Source organism: Klebsiella grimontii, from assembly GCF_042137965.1.
GTDB lineage: Bacteria > Pseudomonadota > Gammaproteobacteria > Enterobacterales > Enterobacteriaceae > Klebsiella > Klebsiella grimontii.
The window spans coordinates 1,532,121-1,548,722 of the sequence record NZ_CP169721.1; the positions used below are offsets into that span (position 1 = coordinate 1,532,121).

The 16,602-nt window shown below is 58.2% G+C and carries 17 protein-coding genes; 14 read left to right on the forward strand and 3 right to left on the reverse strand.

Annotated features, from left to right (window positions below; all coding sequences use genetic code 11):
• The first annotated feature begins 35 nt into the window (after positions 1-35).
• Positions 36-521, forward strand: a complete 486-nt coding sequence (sixA, locus tag ACE3MN_RS07405) for a phosphohistidine phosphatase SixA (RefSeq protein ID WP_004870849.1) — start codon at positions 36-38, stop codon at positions 519-521.
• A 20-nt stretch (positions 522-541) separates the two neighbouring features.
• On the opposite strand, the gene smrB is transcribed toward sixA, so the two are convergent.
• On the reverse strand, positions 542-1,093 hold the full coding sequence (smrB, locus tag ACE3MN_RS07410; RefSeq protein ID WP_004870851.1) for an endonuclease SmrB: 552 nt from the start codon (positions 1,091-1,093) through the stop codon (positions 542-544).
• Between the two features lie 167 nt (positions 1,094-1,260).
• Between smrB and prmB the strand changes: the two genes are divergently transcribed.
• The 6 genes from prmB to ACE3MN_RS07440 are packed head-to-tail and all read left to right on the forward strand — an operon-like array spanning position 1,261 to position 5,811.
• The gene (gene prmB / locus ACE3MN_RS07415) at positions 1,261-2,193 is read left to right on the forward strand and encodes a 50S ribosomal protein L3 N(5)-glutamine methyltransferase (protein WP_024359294.1); all 933 of its coding nucleotides are present in this window, start codon (positions 1,261-1,263) and stop codon (positions 2,191-2,193) included.
• Between the two features lie 37 nt (positions 2,194-2,230).
• Positions 2,231-3,316: a chorismate synthase gene (aroC, locus tag ACE3MN_RS07420; protein ID WP_004852905.1), complete on the forward strand. Its 1,086-nt coding sequence runs from the start codon at positions 2,231-2,233 to the stop codon at positions 3,314-3,316.
• 3 nt (positions 3,317-3,319) lie between these two features.
• Complete coding sequence (gene mepA / locus ACE3MN_RS07425) at positions 3,320-4,144, forward strand: penicillin-insensitive murein endopeptidase (RefSeq protein WP_004870856.1); 825 nt, start codon at positions 3,320-3,322, stop codon at positions 4,142-4,144.
• Positions 4,144-4,953 (forward strand): sulfite exporter TauE/SafE family protein, encoded by an 810-nt coding sequence (locus ACE3MN_RS07430; protein ID WP_024359293.1) that lies wholly within the window; start codon positions 4,144-4,146, stop codon positions 4,951-4,953. The genes mepA and ACE3MN_RS07430 overlap by 1 nt, the downstream gene beginning before the upstream one ends.
• The gene (locus ACE3MN_RS07435; RefSeq protein ID WP_004870863.1) at positions 4,953-5,501 is read left to right on the forward strand and encodes an elongation factor P hydroxylase; all 549 of its coding nucleotides are present in this window, start codon (positions 4,953-4,955) and stop codon (positions 5,499-5,501) included. Before ACE3MN_RS07430 ends, ACE3MN_RS07435 begins: the two co-directional genes overlap by 1 nt.
• 31 nt (positions 5,502-5,532) lie before the next feature.
• On the forward strand, positions 5,533-5,811 hold the full coding sequence (locus ACE3MN_RS07440) for a YfcL family protein (protein WP_004870865.1): 279 nt from the start codon (positions 5,533-5,535) through the stop codon (positions 5,809-5,811).
• Positions 5,812-5,866: 55 nt separating this feature from the next.
• Here the strand turns inward: ACE3MN_RS07440 and mnmC are convergent, their stop codons facing one another.
• Positions 5,867-7,855, reverse strand: a complete 1,989-nt coding sequence (gene mnmC / locus ACE3MN_RS07445) for a bifunctional tRNA (5-methylaminomethyl-2-thiouridine)(34)-methyltransferase MnmD/FAD-dependent 5-carboxymethylaminomethyl-2-thiouridine(34) oxidoreductase MnmC (RefSeq protein ID WP_064343416.1) — start codon at positions 7,853-7,855, stop codon at positions 5,867-5,869.
• Positions 7,856-8,013: 158 nt separating this feature from the next.
• On the opposite strand from mnmC, the gene fabB reads away from it, so the two are divergent.
• Both fabB and ACE3MN_RS07455 read left to right on the forward strand, forming a co-directional pair.
• The gene (gene fabB, locus ACE3MN_RS07450; RefSeq protein ID WP_004123236.1) at positions 8,014-9,231 is read left to right on the forward strand and encodes a beta-ketoacyl-ACP synthase I; all 1,218 of its coding nucleotides are present in this window, start codon (positions 8,014-8,016) and stop codon (positions 9,229-9,231) included.
• A 206-nt stretch (positions 9,232-9,437) separates the two neighbouring features.
• A complete protein-coding gene (locus ACE3MN_RS07455) occupies positions 9,438-10,613 on the forward strand; it encodes an MFS transporter (RefSeq protein ID WP_064343076.1) in 1,176 nt (391 codons plus the stop codon).
• A 40-nt stretch (positions 10,614-10,653) separates the two neighbouring features.
• Here the strand turns inward: ACE3MN_RS07455 and flk are convergent, their stop codons facing one another.
• The gene (flk, locus tag ACE3MN_RS07460) at positions 10,654-11,613 is read right to left on the reverse strand and encodes a flagella biosynthesis regulator Flk (protein WP_004870874.1); all 960 of its coding nucleotides are present in this window, start codon (positions 11,611-11,613) and stop codon (positions 10,654-10,656) included.
• A 110-nt stretch (positions 11,614-11,723) separates the two neighbouring features.
• On the opposite strand from flk, the gene pdxB reads away from it, so the two are divergent.
• The 5 genes from pdxB (at position 11,724) to accD (ending at position 16,544) form a co-directional block, all read left to right on the forward strand.
• Complete coding sequence (gene pdxB, locus ACE3MN_RS07465; protein WP_004870875.1) at positions 11,724-12,860, forward strand: 4-phosphoerythronate dehydrogenase PdxB; 1,137 nt, start codon at positions 11,724-11,726, stop codon at positions 12,858-12,860.
• 62 nt (positions 12,861-12,922) lie between these two features.
• Entirely contained in the window at positions 12,923-13,936 is a 1,014-nt protein-coding gene (locus tag ACE3MN_RS07470) for an aspartate-semialdehyde dehydrogenase (RefSeq protein ID WP_024359288.1), read from the forward strand.
• The gene (truA, locus tag ACE3MN_RS07475) at positions 13,936-14,748 is read left to right on the forward strand and encodes a tRNA pseudouridine(38-40) synthase TruA (protein ID WP_004870879.1); all 813 of its coding nucleotides are present in this window, start codon (positions 13,936-13,938) and stop codon (positions 14,746-14,748) included. Before ACE3MN_RS07470 ends, truA begins: the two co-directional genes overlap by 1 nt.
• 27 nt (positions 14,749-14,775) lie before the next feature.
• Positions 14,776-15,435, forward strand: coding sequence for a DedA family protein (locus tag ACE3MN_RS07480; protein ID WP_004123217.1), 660 nt, complete (start codon positions 14,776-14,778; stop codon positions 15,433-15,435).
• A gap of 194 nt (positions 15,436-15,629) precedes the next feature.
• Entirely contained in the window at positions 15,630-16,544 is a 915-nt protein-coding gene (gene accD, locus ACE3MN_RS07485; protein ID WP_004870882.1) for an acetyl-CoA carboxylase, carboxyltransferase subunit beta, read from the forward strand.
• The last annotated feature ends 58 nt before the right edge of the window (positions 16,545-16,602 follow it).

The following is a 16,602-nucleotide window of genomic DNA, read 5'->3' on the forward strand; positions in this document are numbered from 1 at the left end:
ACCGCGGTGCTTCTGGTTAACAAAAGCGGTGCAATATGCAAGTTTTTATCATGCGTCACGGCGACGCTGCCCTCGATGCAGCCAGTGACTCGGTTCGTCCATTAACCGTCTGCGGTTGCGATGAGTCTCGTCAGATGGCAACCTGGCTGAAAGGTCAAAAAGTGGATATTGAGCGGGTTCTTGTGAGTCCCTTCCTGCGTGCAGAACAGACGCTGGAAATTGTTGGGGAGTGCATGAATCTGCCAAAAGATGTCGACGTGATGCCGGAACTCACGCCGTGCGGCGATGTTGGCATGGTTAGCGCTTATCTGCAGGCGCTGGCGAATGAAGGTGTGGCGACGGCGCTGGTCGTGTCCCACCTCCCTCTGGTGGGGTACCTCGTCTCAGAGCTGTGCCCGGGGGAAACGCCCCCGATGTTCACCACTTCGGCGATTGCCTGCGTTACGCTTGATGCCAGCGGCAAAGGCGAATTCAACTGGCAAATGAGCCCCTGCAATTTGAAGATGGCGAAAGCTATCTGATCCCCTCCGGGGCTGACGTTTTACGGAAGCTCCGGCGGTTGCCACTCTTCAACTTCAATCAGTACCAGCAGTGCGGCGTCGCCGCCGTACTCTTTTGGTGCCTGATGAAACGCCATAATATGCGGGTGCTGAGCCAGCCACAGCGGCGTCTGCTGTTTGAGAATATGCTTCCCGTGCCCGTGCATCACGCAAGCGCAGAATACATGCTCGCGACGACAGGCGGCAATCAAGGCTCCCAGCTCCTGCTTGGCCTGCTGCTGGGTTAACCCGTGCAGGTCGAGAAACAGCTCCGGCGAATAATCACCCCGACGCAGCTTCTTCAGCTCAAAGTGGCTGACGTCCGAGCGCACGTACTTCACCGAGCCTTCAGTATTCAGCAGCGGCTGAAACTCATCGGAAAAGTAGTGGCTATTGTCAGCCTGTTCCTGAAGCAGCCGCTTGGGTGGGACCTCAGCGATTTTTTTGCGTAGCGGGCGATGAACGATAGTGTCCTGCTTAATCTGACGCGTGCCGGTCATCAGCTGCCGGAACAATGCCTGATCCTCCTCGCTTAGCGATGTTTTCTTTTTCATTACCTGATCTCATTTTTTCTTTGTCGGTAGTTTACCCGACTCGCCACGCATCCAGGCAAGGAAAACCTATTTTTCCCCTTCAGCCTGACGTAAGAATGCTGATTTATCCCCGTCTTCGTGGCAAACTAGCCGCCGAATTTATAGCAGAGCGTGCCCTGGGGGATAGCGTGGATAAAATTTTTGTTGATGAAGCCGTTAATGAGCTTCATACCATTCAGGACATGCTGCGTTGGGCGGTAAGCCGCTTCAGCGCTGCAAATATCTGGTACGGACACGGCACTGATAACCCGTGGGATGAAGCCGTACAGCTGGTGATGCCGTCGCTGTATCTGCCGCTTGATATTCCGGAAGATATGCGTACCGCGCGTCTGACTTCCAGCGAAAAACATCGCATCGTTGAGCGCGTCATTCGCCGTATTAACGAGCGCATTCCGGTCGCTTATCTGACCAACAAAGCCTGGTTCTGCGGCCATGAGTTTTACGTTGATGAGCGCGTGCTGGTGCCGCGCTCGCCGATTGGCGAACTCATTAATAACCATTTTTCCGGCCTGATTGACCACTATCCGCAGCACATCCTCGATATGTGCACCGGCAGCGGCTGTATCGCCATCGCCTGCGCATACGCTTTCCCGGAAGCGGAAGTCGATGCGGTGGATATTTCTCTTGACGCGCTGGCCGTGACCGAGCAGAACGTGGAAGATCACGGCTTAATTCATAACGTGACGCCGATTCGCTCCGATCTATTCCGCGATCTGCCGAAGGTGCAATACGATCTGATCGTGACCAATCCACCGTACGTTGATGAAGAAGATATGTCCGACCTGCCGGGCGAATATCGCCATGAACCGGTTCTGGGATTGGCTTCCGGCAGCGATGGCCTGAAGTTGACCCGCCGGATCCTGGCCTGCGCGCCGGATTATCTCAGCGATGACGGTATCCTGATTTGTGAAGTCGGTAACAGCATGGTACATCTGATGGAGCAATATCCTGACGTGCCGTTTACCTGGCTGGAGTTTGAAAACGGCGGCGATGGCGTCTTTATGCTGACCAAACCGCAGCTGATTGCCGCCCGCGCGCATTTCGGCATCTATAAAGACTAAAACAACACGCAAACATAACGACAAAAACGGAGCCGTGATGGCAGGAAACACAATTGGACAACTCTTTCGCGTCACGACGTTCGGCGAATCGCATGGCCTGGCGCTGGGCTGCATCGTTGACGGCGTGCCGCCAGGCATTCCGCTAACCGAAGCCGATCTCCAGCACGATCTCGATCGCCGTCGTCCGGGAACCTCGCGCTATACCACCCAGCGCCGCGAGCCGGACCAGGTGAAGATCCTCTCCGGCGTATTCGAGGGCGTAACCACCGGGACCAGCATTGGCCTGCTGATTGAGAATACCGACCAGCGTTCTCAGGACTACGGCGCCATTAAGGACGTTTTCCGCCCGGGCCACGCTGACTACACCTACGAGCAGAAATATGGTCTGCGTGACTATCGCGGCGGCGGTCGTTCCTCTGCACGTGAAACCGCCATGCGCGTGGCCGCCGGGGCGATTGCCAAGAAATTCCTCGCCGCGAAATTCGGTATTGTGATTCGCGGTTGCCTGACCCAGATGGGCGATATCCCGCTGGCGATAAAAGCGTGGGATCAGGTAGAGCAGAACCCGTTCTTCTGCCCGGATCCGGACAAAATCGAAGCGCTTGATGAACTGATGCGCGGCCTGAAAAAAGAGGGCGACTCCATCGGGGCGAAGGTTACCGTGGTGGCCGATGGCGTACCGCCGGGGCTGGGCGAGCCGGTATTCGACCGCCTGGATGCCGATATCGCGCACGCGCTGATGAGCATCAATGCGGTGAAGGGCGTGGAAATTGGCGATGGTTTTGAGGTGGTGAAACTGCGCGGCAGCGAAAACCGCGATGAAATTACCAAAGCGGGCTTCCAGAGCAACCACGCGGGCGGCATTCTCGGCGGCATCAGCAGCGGTCAGCAGATCGTGGCGAATATCGCGCTGAAGCCGACCTCAAGCATCACCGTACCTGGACACACGATCAATCGCTTTGGCGAAGAAGTCGAGATGATCACCAAAGGGCGTCACGATCCATGCGTCGGTATTCGTGCGGTACCTATTGCCGAAGCGATGCTGGCGATCGTGTTAATGGATCACTTTATGCGTCAGCGCGCGCAAAACGGCGACGTGACGACATCAATTCCACGCTGGTAATAGATGAAAAAAACCGTTATCGCACTGCTGGCGCTCCTCGCCAGCGCTACCAGCCTGGCGGCAACGCCGTGGCAGAAAATCACGCAGCCCGTTAGCGGCAGCCCGCAGTCCATTGGCGCCTTTGCCAATGGCTGTATCGTTGGCGCCCAGGCGCTGCCGTTAAACGCCACCGGCTATCAGGTGATGCGTACCGATCAGAACCGCTACTTCGGCCATCCGGACCTCGTGCAGTTTATTCAACGTCTGAGCAATCAGGCGCACAATAAAGGCATGGGGACGGTGCTGATTGGCGACATGGGTATGCCGGCCGGGGGACGCTTTAACGGCGGCCACGCCAGCCATCAGTCCGGGCTGGACGTCGATATTTTTCTTCAGTTGCCGCAGGCGCGCTGGAGTTCAGCTCAGCTGCTGAAACCACAGGCTCTGGATCTGGTGGCCCGCGACGGCAAGCGCGTGGTACCGTCGCTATGGAGCCCGCAAATCAGCCAGCTGATTAAGATGGCGGCGGAAGATAGCGAAGTCACGCGTATTTTCGTCAACCCGGCGATTAAGCAGCAACTGTGCCTGGATGCCGGTAACGATCGCGACTGGCTACGCAAGGTCCGCCCGTGGTTCCAGCACCGCGCGCATATGCACGTACGCTTGCGCTGCCCGGCCGGCAGCCTCGAGTGTGAAGATCAGGCCCCGCCTCCGGCTGGCGATGGCTGCGGCGCGGAATTGCAAAGCTGGTTTGAACCCCCTAAACCCGGATCAACCCCTCCTGTGAAGAAGACGCCGCCTCCGCTGCCGCCTTCCTGCCAGGCGCTACTGGATGAGCATATTCTTTAATGGATAGTTTTATCGACGTTTTTATGGTGTCACCGACGGTACTGGTCGTACTGTTCTTCGTGGCCATTCTGGCGGGTTTCATCGATTCTCTGGCGGGCGGCGGCGGGTTATTGACCGTTCCGGCCCTGATGGCGGCGGGTCTTCCCCCTGCGCAGGCGCTGGCCACCAACAAGCTGCAGGCCTGCGGCGGGTCGCTGTCCGCTTCGCTGTATTTCATTCGCCGCAAGGTGGTGAATCTGGCCGATCAGAAGCTGAATATTCTGATGACCTTTCTCGGCTCGACCGGCGGCGCGCTGCTGGTTCAGCACGTTCAGTCCGACGTTCTTAAGCAAATACTGCCCATTCTGGTTATCGGTATCGGCCTCTATTTTCTGTTGATGCCGAAGCTCGGCGAAGAGGACCGGCAGCGCCGTCTGTATGGCCTGCCGTTTGCCCTGATCGCCGGCGGCTGCGTTGGCTTTTACGACGGTTTCTTTGGCCCGGGCGCCGGATCTTTTTACGCGCTGGCGTTCGTCACGCTGGCCGGGTTCAACCTGGCGAAATCGACCGCACATGCGAAATTGCTGAACGCGACGTCTAACGTTGGCGGCCTGCTGCTGTTCATCATCGGCGGCAAGGTCATTTGGGCTACCGGCTTTGTGATGATGGCCGGGCAATTTATCGGCGCTCGCGCGGGATCGCGGCTGGTGCTGAGCAAAGGACAGTCACTGATTCGACCGATGATCGTCGTGGTGTCGGCGGTGATGAGTGCAAAACTGCTTTATGACAGCCATGGACAGGAGATCCTCCACTGGCTGGGGATGAACTAATGAACAGCACGCATAAATACGAACAGCTGATCGCGATCTTCGACGGCTGTTTTGCTGACGATTTTAATACCCGTCTGATTAAAGGCGATGACGAACCGATCTATCTTCCGGCAGATGATGACGTGCCTTACAACCGCATCGTCTTTGCCCACGGCTTTTATGCCAGCGGACTGCACGAGATATCGCACTGGTGCATTGCCGGAAAGGCGCGCCGCGAGCAGGTTGATTTCGGTTACTGGTACTGCCCGGACGGTCGCGACGCGATGACTCAGTCTAAATTTGAAGACGTCGAGGTGAAGCCTCAGGCATTCGATTGGCTGTTTTGCGTGGCGGCGGGATATCCATTTAACGTCAGCTGCGACAACCTGGAGGGGGATTTTGAACCCGACCGCATCGCTTTTCAGCGGCGTGTGCATGCCCAGGTGATGACCTATCTGGAGCAGGGGATCCCCGAGCGTCCCGCGCGTTTCATTAAGGCGCTGCAAGAATATTACCAAACGCCGCCCTTGACGGCAGAACAGTTCCCGTGGCCGGAAGACCTGCATTAAGGCCACGCTTTACATACTATGAGGAAAGAAGATGATCGCGGAGTTTGAATCACGCATTCTGGCGTTAATTGATAATATGGTCGACCACGCCAGTGATGACGAACTGTTTGCCGGCGGTTATCTGCGCGGCCACCTGACGCTGGCGGTGGCCGAGCTGGAAGGAGAGGGCGAGCATACTGCGCAAGCGGTGCATGACAAAGTCGCCCAGAGCCTTGAAAAAGCCATCAGCGCGGGCGAACTGTCGCCGCCGGATCAGATTCTGGTGCAGGAAATGTGGAACAGTCTGTATCAGAAGGCGATGCAGAAATAGTTCTGCTTTCTGCCAAAGCCCGGCGATCGCTCCGCCGGGCCCGATTTTCCCTCGATTATTTCACCGCTTTCCCTTTCAGCAGCTTTCTGACCCATAGCCGGTTAGGGTTCAGCGCCGCCAGCGTTTCTTTATCCATCGGTAATGGCTCATTGCTCATTTGCGACGCCAGAATTTCAGCCGCCAGCGGCGCGGAGCACAGGCCGCGTGAACCCAGCGCGCCCAACATATACAGGTTGCGGTAAACCGGCGCTTCTCCGGCCTGCTCCTGGCGTTCAGCCAGCGAGGCATATGCGCTTAAGGTAGCGTCATAATCAGGCACGTTGCCGACCATCGGCAAATGATCGCGGGTTGCGCAGCGCACGCCGCTGCGTGACTGATTCGCGCTCACGTCTACTTCCCGCGTCCATTCCGCCTGCGGGAAGCAGTCAATCAGGCGCTGCCGATTCTGCTGCTGATCGTCGGCGCTAAACGCGGCATCTGCCTGTCCTCGGTGGTAGCTTGCGCCAATGCAGTGCTGCTGATTATGCGGGTTTTGCGGCGTCAGGTAGCCGTTGTAGCACAGGACCTGGCGCAATTTCGATAGCCCTGGCGTTGTCGGAATATGGCTGACCTGACCGGCAACCGGGTACATGGGAAGATGCTCCGTCTGGCTGAAGCGGGTCAACCGATGGCCGTTGGCCAGTATCACGACCTCGTGGTACTGGCGCTGGTTTAACTGCCAGCCGCTATTGTCTGCGCTGAGAGCCTCTACCGGGTAATCGTAGTGAACGCGGAGTCCGCGAGTCGCGGCGAGGGCCAGCAGCTCAGCGGTTAACTGCTGCGGACAAAGCCAGCCGCCTGCCGGATAGGCGATGCCCCCGCAGCCGGTTTCGACACCGGTTTGTTGCTCTGCGGCCTCGGCGTCCACGGCGACGGCGATTTCCGGCGGCAGATTAAGCTCAATCATCTGAGCGATTTTCTGCGCGCTTTTGACATCCCAGCCCAGCTGCGTCACGCCGCACCATTCATGATCGAACATCACCGGCAGCGTGTCGTACAGACGGCGGGCGAAAGTAAACGCCGCCGGGAAGAAGCGGGCCAGGGCGGGATCGTGCTGGCTGAGCAGCGGATAGAGCGCGCCCTGGCGGTTTCCGGAGGCGCCTTCGGCCGGCGCGCTGTCGGCGCAGTATAACGTCACCTGCCATCCGCGGCGCAGCAGCGCCAGCGCGAGCAGGGCGCTGGCGATCCCCCCGCCGATGATTGCCGCATCGCGCTGTTCCGTACCGCTGCGGGCAAACCACGGCGCGCGTGCGGGGATCTCCAGCGTCTGAAGCATTTCACCGGTGAGCATTTCGCGCTTGCGGCCAAAACCCTTGCGCTTGTGCATGTTGAAGCCGGCTTCCTGCAGCCCGCGGCGCACAAAACCGGCGGAAGTGAAGGTCGCCAGGGTGCCGCCGGGTCTGGCCAGACGGGCCATCGCCGCAAACAGCTCCGCCGTCCACATGTCCGGGTTTTTTGCGGGGGCAAAGCCGTCGAGAAACCAGGCATCCACCTGCCGATTAAGCGAATCATCGAGCTCGTTGGTCAGCTCATTAATATCGCCAAACCACAAGTCCAGCGTGACCCGGCCCTCGTCCAGCAGCAGACGATGGCAGCCCGCGATGGGCAGAGGCCACTGCGCCTGCAGCTGCTCGGCCCAGCTTGCAAGCTCCGGCCAGCGCTGGTGAGCGAGGCGCAGGTCGTCCGCTTTCAGCGGAAATTTTTCGAAACTGATGAAATGTAATCTTTGCAGGGTAGCTTGTGGATTCTCGCGGTGAAAAACGTCAAACGCCTGCCACAGCGTGAGGAAATTGAGGCCGGTACCGAACCCGCTTTCGGCAACCACAAAAAACGGGCGGGGATGCCCTGGAAAGCGTTCATTGAGCCGATTGCCGCCGAGGAAGACGTAGCGCGTCTCTTCCAGACCGTTGTCATTGGAAAAGTACACATCATCAAAATCTCGGGAAACAGGTGTACCCTCAGCGTTGAATTCCAGGTTGGCAGGTTGTATGGCGTTTTGTTTCACGTAAGTTACTCGAATCACAAGGCGTAGAACGATCTTAACGATGTGTGCCTGAGGGCGCAAATTTATACACAAATTGGCTGATCGGACTTGTTCGGCGTACAAGTGTACGCTATTGTGCGACTCGAAACTTACTATAGTGCGACTTACAGAGGTATTGAATGAAACGTGCAGTGATTACTGGCCTGGGCATCGTTTCCAGTATTGGTAATAACCAGCAGGAAGTCCTGGCATCTCTGCGTGAAGGACGCTCCGGGATCACTTTCTCTGAAGAGTTTAAAGATTCGGGAATGCGCAGCCACGTATGGGGCAACGTCAAACTGGACACCACCGGCTTGATCGACCGTAAAGTGGTTCGTTTCATGAACGATGCCTCAATCTATTCCTATCTCTCTATGCAGCAGGCTATTGAAGATGCTGGCCTGAAAGATGAAGTCTATCAGCAAAACCCGCGCGTGGGTCTGATCGCCGGTTCCGGCGGTTCTTCTAAATCTCAGGTTTTCGGCGCTGACGCCATGCGTAGCCCGCGCGGCCTGAAAGCGGTTGGCCCTTACGTGGTGACCAAAGCGATGGCGTCAGCGGTATCCGCTTGCCTCGCAACACCGTTCAAAATCTACGGCGTGAACTACTCCATCAGCTCCGCCTGCGCGACTTCTGCCCACTGCATCGGTAACGCCGTTGAACAAATCCAGCTGGGCAAACAGGATATCGTGTTTGCCGGCGGCGGCGAAGAGCTGTGCTGGGAAATGGCGTGTGAATTCGACGCGATGGGCGCGCTGTCCACCAAATACAACGAAACGCCGGAAAAAGCGTCTCGTACCTATGACACCCACCGTGATGGTTTCGTTATCGCGGGCGGCGGCGGCATGGTTGTGGTTGAAGAACTGGAACATGCCCTGGCGCGCGGCGCGCACATCTATGCTGAAATCGTTGGCTACGGCGCAACGTCCGATGGCGCAGACATGGTTGCCCCGTCCGGTGAAGGCGCGGTTCGCTGCATGAAGATGGCGATGGACGGCGTTGATACGCCGATTGACTACCTGAACTCCCACGGCACCTCTACCCCGGTAGGCGATGTGAAGGAGCTGGGGGCGATTCGTGAAGTCTTTGGCGATAACAGCCCGGCTATCTCCGCGACCAAAGCGATGACCGGCCACTCCCTGGGCGCCGCTGGCGTACAGGAAGCTATCTACTCCCTGCTGATGCTGGAACACGGCTTTATTGCCCCGAGCATCAACATTGAAGAGATGGATGAGCAGGCGGCTGGCCTGAATATCGTGACCGAGCCGACTGAACGCGCGCTGAAGACCGTGATGTCTAACAGCTTCGGCTTTGGCGGGACTAACGCCACGCTGGTGATGCGCAAATACAGCGCATAACGAGCACGCTTTACCAGGGGAGCCCGTTGGCTCCCCTTTTTTGTATTCTTGACAGACCCCTGCGCGAAAAGGCAAACTCCTGCCACAACATTAGTCTCTCAGATAATGCGTAAGCGTTTAACGTCATCCAACGCGCCTTAACCCTGATAATCAGGTGGAGGGGGCGTGGCTATCACCTCGCCTTACTCTGCGAACTGGAGTAAAGCATGTCCGCAGTCACTGAAACAAAACATACCCCTTCAGCGAATGGTTCGCTGTTTCGCATCACTTTCGCCGTTTTTCTGACCTATATGACCGTCGGCCTGCCGCTACCGGTTATCCCCTTGTTTGTCCATCAGGAGCTGGGATTCGGCAACACCATGGTTGGCATCGCTGTCGGTATTCAGTTTCTGGCGACCGTATTAACCCGCGGCTATGCCGGCCGCCTTGCCGACCAGTACGGCGCCAAACGCTCTGTCCTGCAGGGGATGCTGGCCTGCGCGCTGGCGGGGGGCGCCTGGCTGTGCGCCGCGCTGCTGCCAGTGCCGGTGATAGCGAAGTTTGGCCTGCTGGTGCTTGGCCGCCTGATCCTGGGGTTTGGGGAAAGCCAGCTGCTCACCGGGAATTTAAGCTGGGGGATGGGGCTGGTGGGTCCCATGCGATCCGGTAAAGTCATGTCATGGAACGGCATGGCGATCTACGGCTCGCTGGCGGCCGGGGCCCCGCTGGGGCTGCTAATCTACAGCCATTACGGCGTCGCGGCGCTGGCCTGCGTCACCATGGTACTGCCGTTAGTGGCCTGGGCGATTAACGGCACGGTGCGTAAAATTCCTGCTCACGGCGGCGAGCGCCCGTCGCTGTGGAGCGTGGTTGGGATGATCTGGCGGCCCGGTATCGGTCTTGGCCTTCAGGGCGTTGGCTTCGCGGTAATTGGCACCTTTGTCTCTTTGTATTTCGCCAGCAACGGCTGGGCGATGGCCGGCTTTACGCTGACCGCGTTTGGCGGGGCATTCGTGCTGATGCGCGTGCTGTTTGGCTGGATGCCGGATCGCTTCGGCGGGGTAAAAGTGGCCATCGTTTCGCTGCTGATTGAAGCGATAGGCCTGGCGCTGCTTTGGCAGGCGCCCGATGCCTGGATCGCGCTGGCGGGCGCGGCGCTAACCGGCTGCGGATGCTCGCTTATCTTCCCGGCGCTGGGCGTCGAGGTCGTGAAGCGGGTACCGCCGCAGGTACGGGGAACGGCGCTTGGCGGCTATGCCGCGTTTCAGGATATCTCCTACGGCGTCACCGGCCCGCTTACCGGGCTGCTCGCGACTTCGTTGGGCTACTCTTCGGTCTTCCTGACCGCGGCAATATGCGCCGTGCTGGGGATCCTGGTTACCCTGGTGTCGCTGCGTAAGTAGCGCTTTCATTCGGCCCGCGATGCGGGCCGATGAGATGTCTTTAAATCACCAGCCACAGCAGGCCAAGCGCCACGATAGCTGCCAGCGCGATAACCCACGGTTTTTTCAATGCCAGCCACGGTGAGGCGGAAGGCGCCTGAACCGGCGGGATCGCCAGCGTCTCCTGGGCTCTGGCGACCCTGAGCACGAAAATTTTGTTAAGCAGCGTCAGCAGCTGAGCCGCGCTGAGCGGCGTTTGCGCCGTCGCGTGCCAGTGGGTTTGGGCAAAATCCATCACTCTTTGCCATTCCGCGGCTTCAAGCGGCTGTTTTAATGCGGCCTGCAGCGAGGTCAGCGTCGGCGCAGCCTGAGAACTGAGCGTTTGCCGCGCGTGGAGCCAGTAGGAGAGGGGCGTAAAGTGGGTCGCCGGGATCAGCTCTCCGCTCTTGACGCCGCTTAGCTCCAGCATGGATTGCCAGATAAGCTTGCTGGACTCGCCGGTGGCCGCGGCGAGTTTGGTCACCTGCTGATTGAGCGTGTTGTGTTCCGCTGGCAGCAGCGGACGATGCGTTGGCGGGCGCTGCTGCGGCTGAGGAATCGACAGCTGGCCGCTTTGCAGGAGTTGCAGAACATTCTCCAGCTGCGGCTGGGTCAATGCATGCAGCGCGGTTTGACCGTCATGCTGACGAATATAATCGCTGACCGCCTGGCGATTGTTGCCCTGGTTCAGCAGTTCGCTCAGCTGCGCCAGGATTTGCCGACGGTGATGATTTTGCTGGGCGAGGATTAAGCGCTGGTTCAGGCTGTGCTCGGCGGCGGCAAAATGGCTTGCCAGCAGCGGCGCATCGTTTTTCAGGCTAAGATCGTGTTTTACGCAGGCCCACACTTCCGCATTTTGCTGCGAGGTTAAGGCCACCAGGCGCGTAATGAGCCGCTCAAGCGCGGTACGCTGCTGAGTGGTGAGCGGAGGTTCGCCCGATCCCGGAGGGCGTTCGGACATACCTGAAACGGGTTGCGTCATGATTAATCCTTTGCGTATTGCTGTACTAAGGGCCGGGTGATGATGTTCCTGGCGGCCAGATTATGGCACACTTCCCCGGTTTACTCTCGCTCTCAGACAGGTACTGAACCGTGAAAATCCTCGTTGATGAAAATATGCCCTATGCGCGCGAGCTTTTTAGCCGCCTGGGGGAAGTCAAGGCAGTTGCTGGCCGCCCTGTCCCGGTCGATGCGTTGAATGACGCCGATGCGCTGATGGTGCGATCCGTCACCAAAGTTAACGAAGCGCTGCTTTCCGGCAAGGCGATCAAATTTGTTGGCACCGCGACGGCGGGTACCGATCATGTCGATCAGGCGTGGCTGCAGCAGGCGGGAATCGGCTTTTCCGCTGCCCCGGGCTGCAACGCTATCGCGGTGGTGGAATATGTGTTTTCGGCGCTGTTGATACTGGCCGAGCGCGATGGTTTTGCGCTTAGCGACCGTACCGTCGGGATCGTGGGCGTCGGTAACGTGGGCGGGCGCCTGCAAAAGCGCCTTGAGGCGCTGGGAATAAAAACCCTGCTTTGCGATCCGCCGCGCGCCGATCGTGGCGATGAGGGCGATTTTCACACCCTCGACGAGCTGGTGCAGGAAGCGGACATTCTGACTTTCCATACGCCGCTCTATAAGGAAGGGCAGTACAAAACGCTGCACCTGGCGGATGAGGCGCTGATTCGCCGCCTGAAGCCGGGGACGATTTTAATCAACGCCTGCCGTGGGCCAGTGGTGGATAACGCCGCGCTGCTGCAGCGGCTGCAGGCCAATCAGTCGTTAAGCGTGGTACTGGATGTCTGGGAGCCGGAGCCGGACCTGAATACCGAATTGCTCAAGCGGGTGGATATTGGTACGCCGCATATTGCCGGTTATACCCTTGAAGGAAAAGCGCGCGGCACGACGCAGGTTTTTGAGGCCTACAGCGCGTTTATTGGTCATCCGCAGCAGGTGGCGCTGGACACATTGCTGCCGGCGCCGGAATTTGGCCGCATTACGCTGCACGGGCCGCTCGATCAGGCAACGCTAAAACGGCTGGCGCATTTGGTGTATGATGTGCGCCGCGATGATGCGCCGCTGCGAAAAGTCGCGGGCGTTGCGGGTGAATTCGACAAACTGCGTAAAAATTATCAGGAACGCCGTGAATGGTCTTCGCTGTACGTGCAGTGCAGCGATGCGCAGGCGGCGACGCTGTTGCGCCAGCTGGGCTTCAACGCCGTACATCATCCTGTTCGTTAATATCATCTTAATGCTCCTGCTGGATAATCCGGCAGGGCCGCTTTTTTCTGGAGTACACCACCATGTCTGAAGGCTGGAATATTGCCGTACTGGGCGCAACGGGCGCCGTAGGCGAAGCCCTGTTCGAAACGCTTGCCGATCGTCAGTTCCCGGTGGGGGATATTTATGCCCTGGCTCGAAGCGATAGCGCTGGGGAACATCTGCGCTTTTCGGGCAAGTCGGTTGTCGTACAGGATGCGACCGAATTCGACTGGACCCAGGTCCAGCTGGCCTTTTTTGCCGCCGGCGTCGAAGCGACCGCGGCGTATATCGACGACGCTACAAACGCGGGCTGCCTGGTGATTGATTTAAGCGGTCTGTTTGCGCTGGAGCCGGACGTGCCGCTGGTGGTGCCGGATGTCAACCCGTTCGTGCTGGCGGATTACCGCAATCGTAACGTTATTGCGGTACCGAATAGCCTGACCAGCCAGCTGCTGTCGGCGTTAAAACCGCTGATCGATCAGGGCGGCCTGTCGCGCATCAGCGTGACCAACCTGCTGTCCGCCTCCGCCCACGGTAAAAAAGCGGTCGATGCGCTGGCGGGGCAGAGCGCCAAACTGCTTAACGGTGTTCCGATCGATGAGGACGACTTCTTCGGCCGCCAGCTGGCGTTCAATATGCTGCCGCTGCTGCCCGATCGGGAAGGAAGCGTGCGCGAAGAGCGTCGTATCGTCGATGAAGTCCGAAAAATTCTGCAGGATGACGGCCTGATGATCTCCGCAAGCGTCGTTCAGTCGCCGGTATTCTACGGTCATGCACAGATGGTCAGCTTTGAAGCGCAGCGCCCGCTGGCGGCGGAAGAGGCGCGCGATGCCCTTAGCCGCGGCGAAGATATCGAGCTGTCAGAAGAGGGCGAGTTCCCGACGCAGGTCGGCGATGCTTCCGGTAATGGCCGCCTTTCCGTCGGCTGCGTGCATAACGATTACGGGATGCCGGAGCAGGTGCAGTTCTGGTCCGTTGCCGATAACGTCCGTTTTGGCGGCGCGCTGATGGCGGTGAAAATCGCTGAGAAGCTGGTTCAGGAGTATCTGTACTGATGTCTGAGATGGAGCAGCCGCCGGTCTACAAAATTGCGCTGGGCATCGAATATGATGGCAGCAAGTACTACGGCTGGCAGCGGCAGAATGAAGTTCGCAGCGTGCAGGAGAAGCTGGAAAAGGCGCTTTCGCAGGTGGCGAACGAGCCTGTTAACGTTTTTTGCGCCGGCCGTACGGACGCCGGCGTTCACGGCACCGGTCAGGTGGTGCATTTTGAAACGCGCGCGCAGCGTCAGGATGCCGCATGGACGCTGGGCGTGAATGCCAATTTACCCGGCGACATTGCGGTGCGCTGGGTGAAGCCGGTTCCGCAAGATTTTCACGCCCGCTTCAGCGCCACGGCGCGTCGCTATCGTTATGTTATCTATAATCATCGTCTGCGGCCGGCGGTATTGAGCCGCGGCGTAACCCATTATTATCTGCCGCTGGATGCGGAGCGGATGCAGCGCGCCGCTCAGTGTCTGCTGGGAGAGAATGATTTCACCTCGTTTCGTGCGGTACAGTGCCAGTCGCGCACGCCGTGGCGCAACGTGATGCACATCAACGTCACCCGTTATGGTGCATATGTGGTGGTGGACATCAAAGCGAATGCCTTTGTACATCATATGGTAAGGAACATTGTCGGCAGTCTGATGGAAGTAGGTGCCGGTAACCAGCCAGAGAGCTGGATTGCAGAACTTCTGGCGGCAAAAGACAGGACGCTTGCCGCCGCAACGGCAAAGGCGGAAGGATTGTATCTGGTGTCGGTGGACTACCCGGCCCGCTACGACCTCCCGGTCATGCCGATGGGCCCGCTGTTTCTGGCGGACTAACCGGGTTATTAAGGGCTAACGCAAACTATGGACCTGATTCACTTTTTAATTGATTTTATCCTGCATATTGATGTGCATCTGGCTGAGCTGGTCGCGGAGTACGGTATTTGGGTATACGCGATTTTATTTTTGATTCTGTTCTGCGAAACCGGTCTGGTGGTCACGCCGTTCCTGCCGGGGGATTCTCTGCTGTTTGTGGCGGGCGCGCTCTCCGCGCTGCCGACCAACGATCTCAACGTGCATTTAATGGTGCTGCTGATGGTCATTGCCGCGATTGTTGGCGATGCGCTGAACTACACGATTGGCCGGCTGTTTGGTGAAAAGCTTTTCAGCAATCCCAATTCGAAAATTTTCCGCCGCAGCTACCTGGATAAGACCCATAGCTTCTACGAACGCCACGGCGGTAAAACTATCATTCTGGCGCGTTTCGTGCCGATCGTCCGAACGTTTGCGCCGTTTGTGGCGGGAATGGGGCATATGTCCTATCGTCATTTTGCGATGTATAACGTTGTTGGCGCGCTGCTGTGGGTGCTGTTATTTACCTATGCGGGTTATCTGTTCGGCGATTTGCCGATCGTACAGGAAAACCTTAAGCTGCTGATTGTGGCGATTATCGTCCTCTCCGTATTGCCTGGCGTGATTGAAGTCATCCGCCACAAGCGGGCGGCGGCGAAACAGGCGAAATAACGCGGCGACGATCTTCGGGCGGTATGCCGCCGTCCGTAGAGTGAAGTGTGAGCGGTTCGACCACTTTTTTATCCCATGTTACGGGATGTTATGATTTAATGTGCAACATTCATGGTCTGTAAGGGGCAAAAATGGCATTATGCGCCCCTTGCGACAAAACTGGCATCGACCAGGTTCAGGTAGAAAGGTTATCAATGAGCTGGATTGAACGAATTAAAAGCAATATAACCCCCACCCGTAAGGCAAGTATTCCTGAAGGTGTATGGACCAAGTGCGACAGCTGCGGACAGGTATTGTACCGCGCAGAGCTGGAGCGCAACCTGGAGGTTTGCCCTAAGTGCGATCACCACATGCGTATGTCGGCGCGCAACCGCCTGCATAGTCTGCTGGACGAAGGTTCCCTCGTGGAGCTGGGTAGCGAGCTCGAGCCGAAAGATGTGCTGAAGTTCCGCGATTCGAAAAAGTATAAAGACCGTCTGGCGTCCGCCCAGAAAGAGACCGGCGAAAAAGACGCGCTGGTGGTCATGAAAGGCACCCTGCACGATATGCCGGTTGTTGCCGCCGCTTTCGAATTCTCCTTTATGGGCGGGTCAATGGGCTCCGTGGTCGGTGCGCGCTTTGTTCGCGCGGTTGAGCAGGCTCTGGAAGACAACTGCCCGCTGATTTGCTTCTCCGCATCCGGCGGCGCGCGTATGCAGGAAGCGCTGATGTCGCTGATGCAGATGGCGAAAACCTCCGCTGCGCTGGCGAAAATGCAGGAGCGCGGCTTGCCGTATATCTCCGTGCTGACCGACCCAACCATGGGCGGCGTCTCGGCGAGTTTTGCAATGCTGGGCGATCTCAACATCGCTGAGCCAAAAGCGCTGATCGGCTTTGCCGGTCCCCGCGTTATCGAGCAGACCGTTCGCGAGAAGCTGCCGCCGGGGTTCCAGCGCAGCGAGTTCCTGATTGAGAAAGGGGCGATCGACATGATCGTACGCCGCCCGGAAATGCGTCTGAAGCTGGCCAGTATCCTGGCGAAGCTGATGAACCTTCCGGCGCCAAATCCGGAACCCGCTCACGAAGGCGAGGTGGTGCCGCCGGTACCGGATCAGGAACCAGAGGCCTGATAATGGAGAGGGCAGGCCTGACGGCGCTGCCCTTTTTTATACGCGTAGCGATTTAACT

Excerpts from the sequence above, each read along its gene's own strand:
- ACE3MN_RS07455 (WP_064343076.1), top strand. The coding sequence starts at position 9,438 with ATGTCCGCAGTCACTGAAACAAAACATACCCCTTCAGCGAATGGTTCG.
- accD (WP_004870882.1), top strand. The coding sequence starts at position 15,630 with ATGAGCTGGATTGAACGAATTAAAAGCAATATAACCCCCACCCGTAAG.
- ACE3MN_RS07430 (WP_024359293.1), top strand. The coding sequence starts at position 4,144 with ATGGATAGTTTTATCGACGTTTTTATGGTGTCACCGACGGTACTGGTC.
- ACE3MN_RS07435 (WP_004870863.1), top strand. The coding sequence starts at position 4,953 with ATGAACAGCACGCATAAATACGAACAGCTGATCGCGATCTTCGACGGC.
- fabB (WP_004123236.1), top strand. The coding sequence starts at position 8,014 with ATGAAACGTGCAGTGATTACTGGCCTGGGCATCGTTTCCAGTATTGGT.
- aroC (WP_004852905.1), top strand. The coding sequence starts at position 2,231 with ATGGCAGGAAACACAATTGGACAACTCTTTCGCGTCACGACGTTCGGC.
- ACE3MN_RS07470 (WP_024359288.1), top strand. The coding sequence starts at position 12,923 with ATGTCTGAAGGCTGGAATATTGCCGTACTGGGCGCAACGGGCGCCGTA.
- mepA (WP_004870856.1), top strand. The coding sequence starts at position 3,320 with ATGAAAAAAACCGTTATCGCACTGCTGGCGCTCCTCGCCAGCGCTACC.
- smrB (WP_004870851.1), bottom strand. The coding sequence starts at position 1,093 with ATGAAAAAGAAAACATCGCTAAGCGAGGAGGATCAGGCATTGTTCCGG.
- ACE3MN_RS07480 (WP_004123217.1), top strand. The coding sequence starts at position 14,776 with ATGGACCTGATTCACTTTTTAATTGATTTTATCCTGCATATTGATGTG.
- truA (WP_004870879.1), top strand. The coding sequence starts at position 13,936 with ATGTCTGAGATGGAGCAGCCGCCGGTCTACAAAATTGCGCTGGGCATC.
- flk (WP_004870874.1), bottom strand. The coding sequence starts at position 11,613 with ATGACGCAACCCGTTTCAGGTATGTCCGAACGCCCTCCGGGATCGGGC.
- ACE3MN_RS07440 (WP_004870865.1), top strand. The coding sequence starts at position 5,533 with ATGATCGCGGAGTTTGAATCACGCATTCTGGCGTTAATTGATAATATG.
- sixA (WP_004870849.1), top strand. The coding sequence starts at position 36 with ATGCAAGTTTTTATCATGCGTCACGGCGACGCTGCCCTCGATGCAGCC.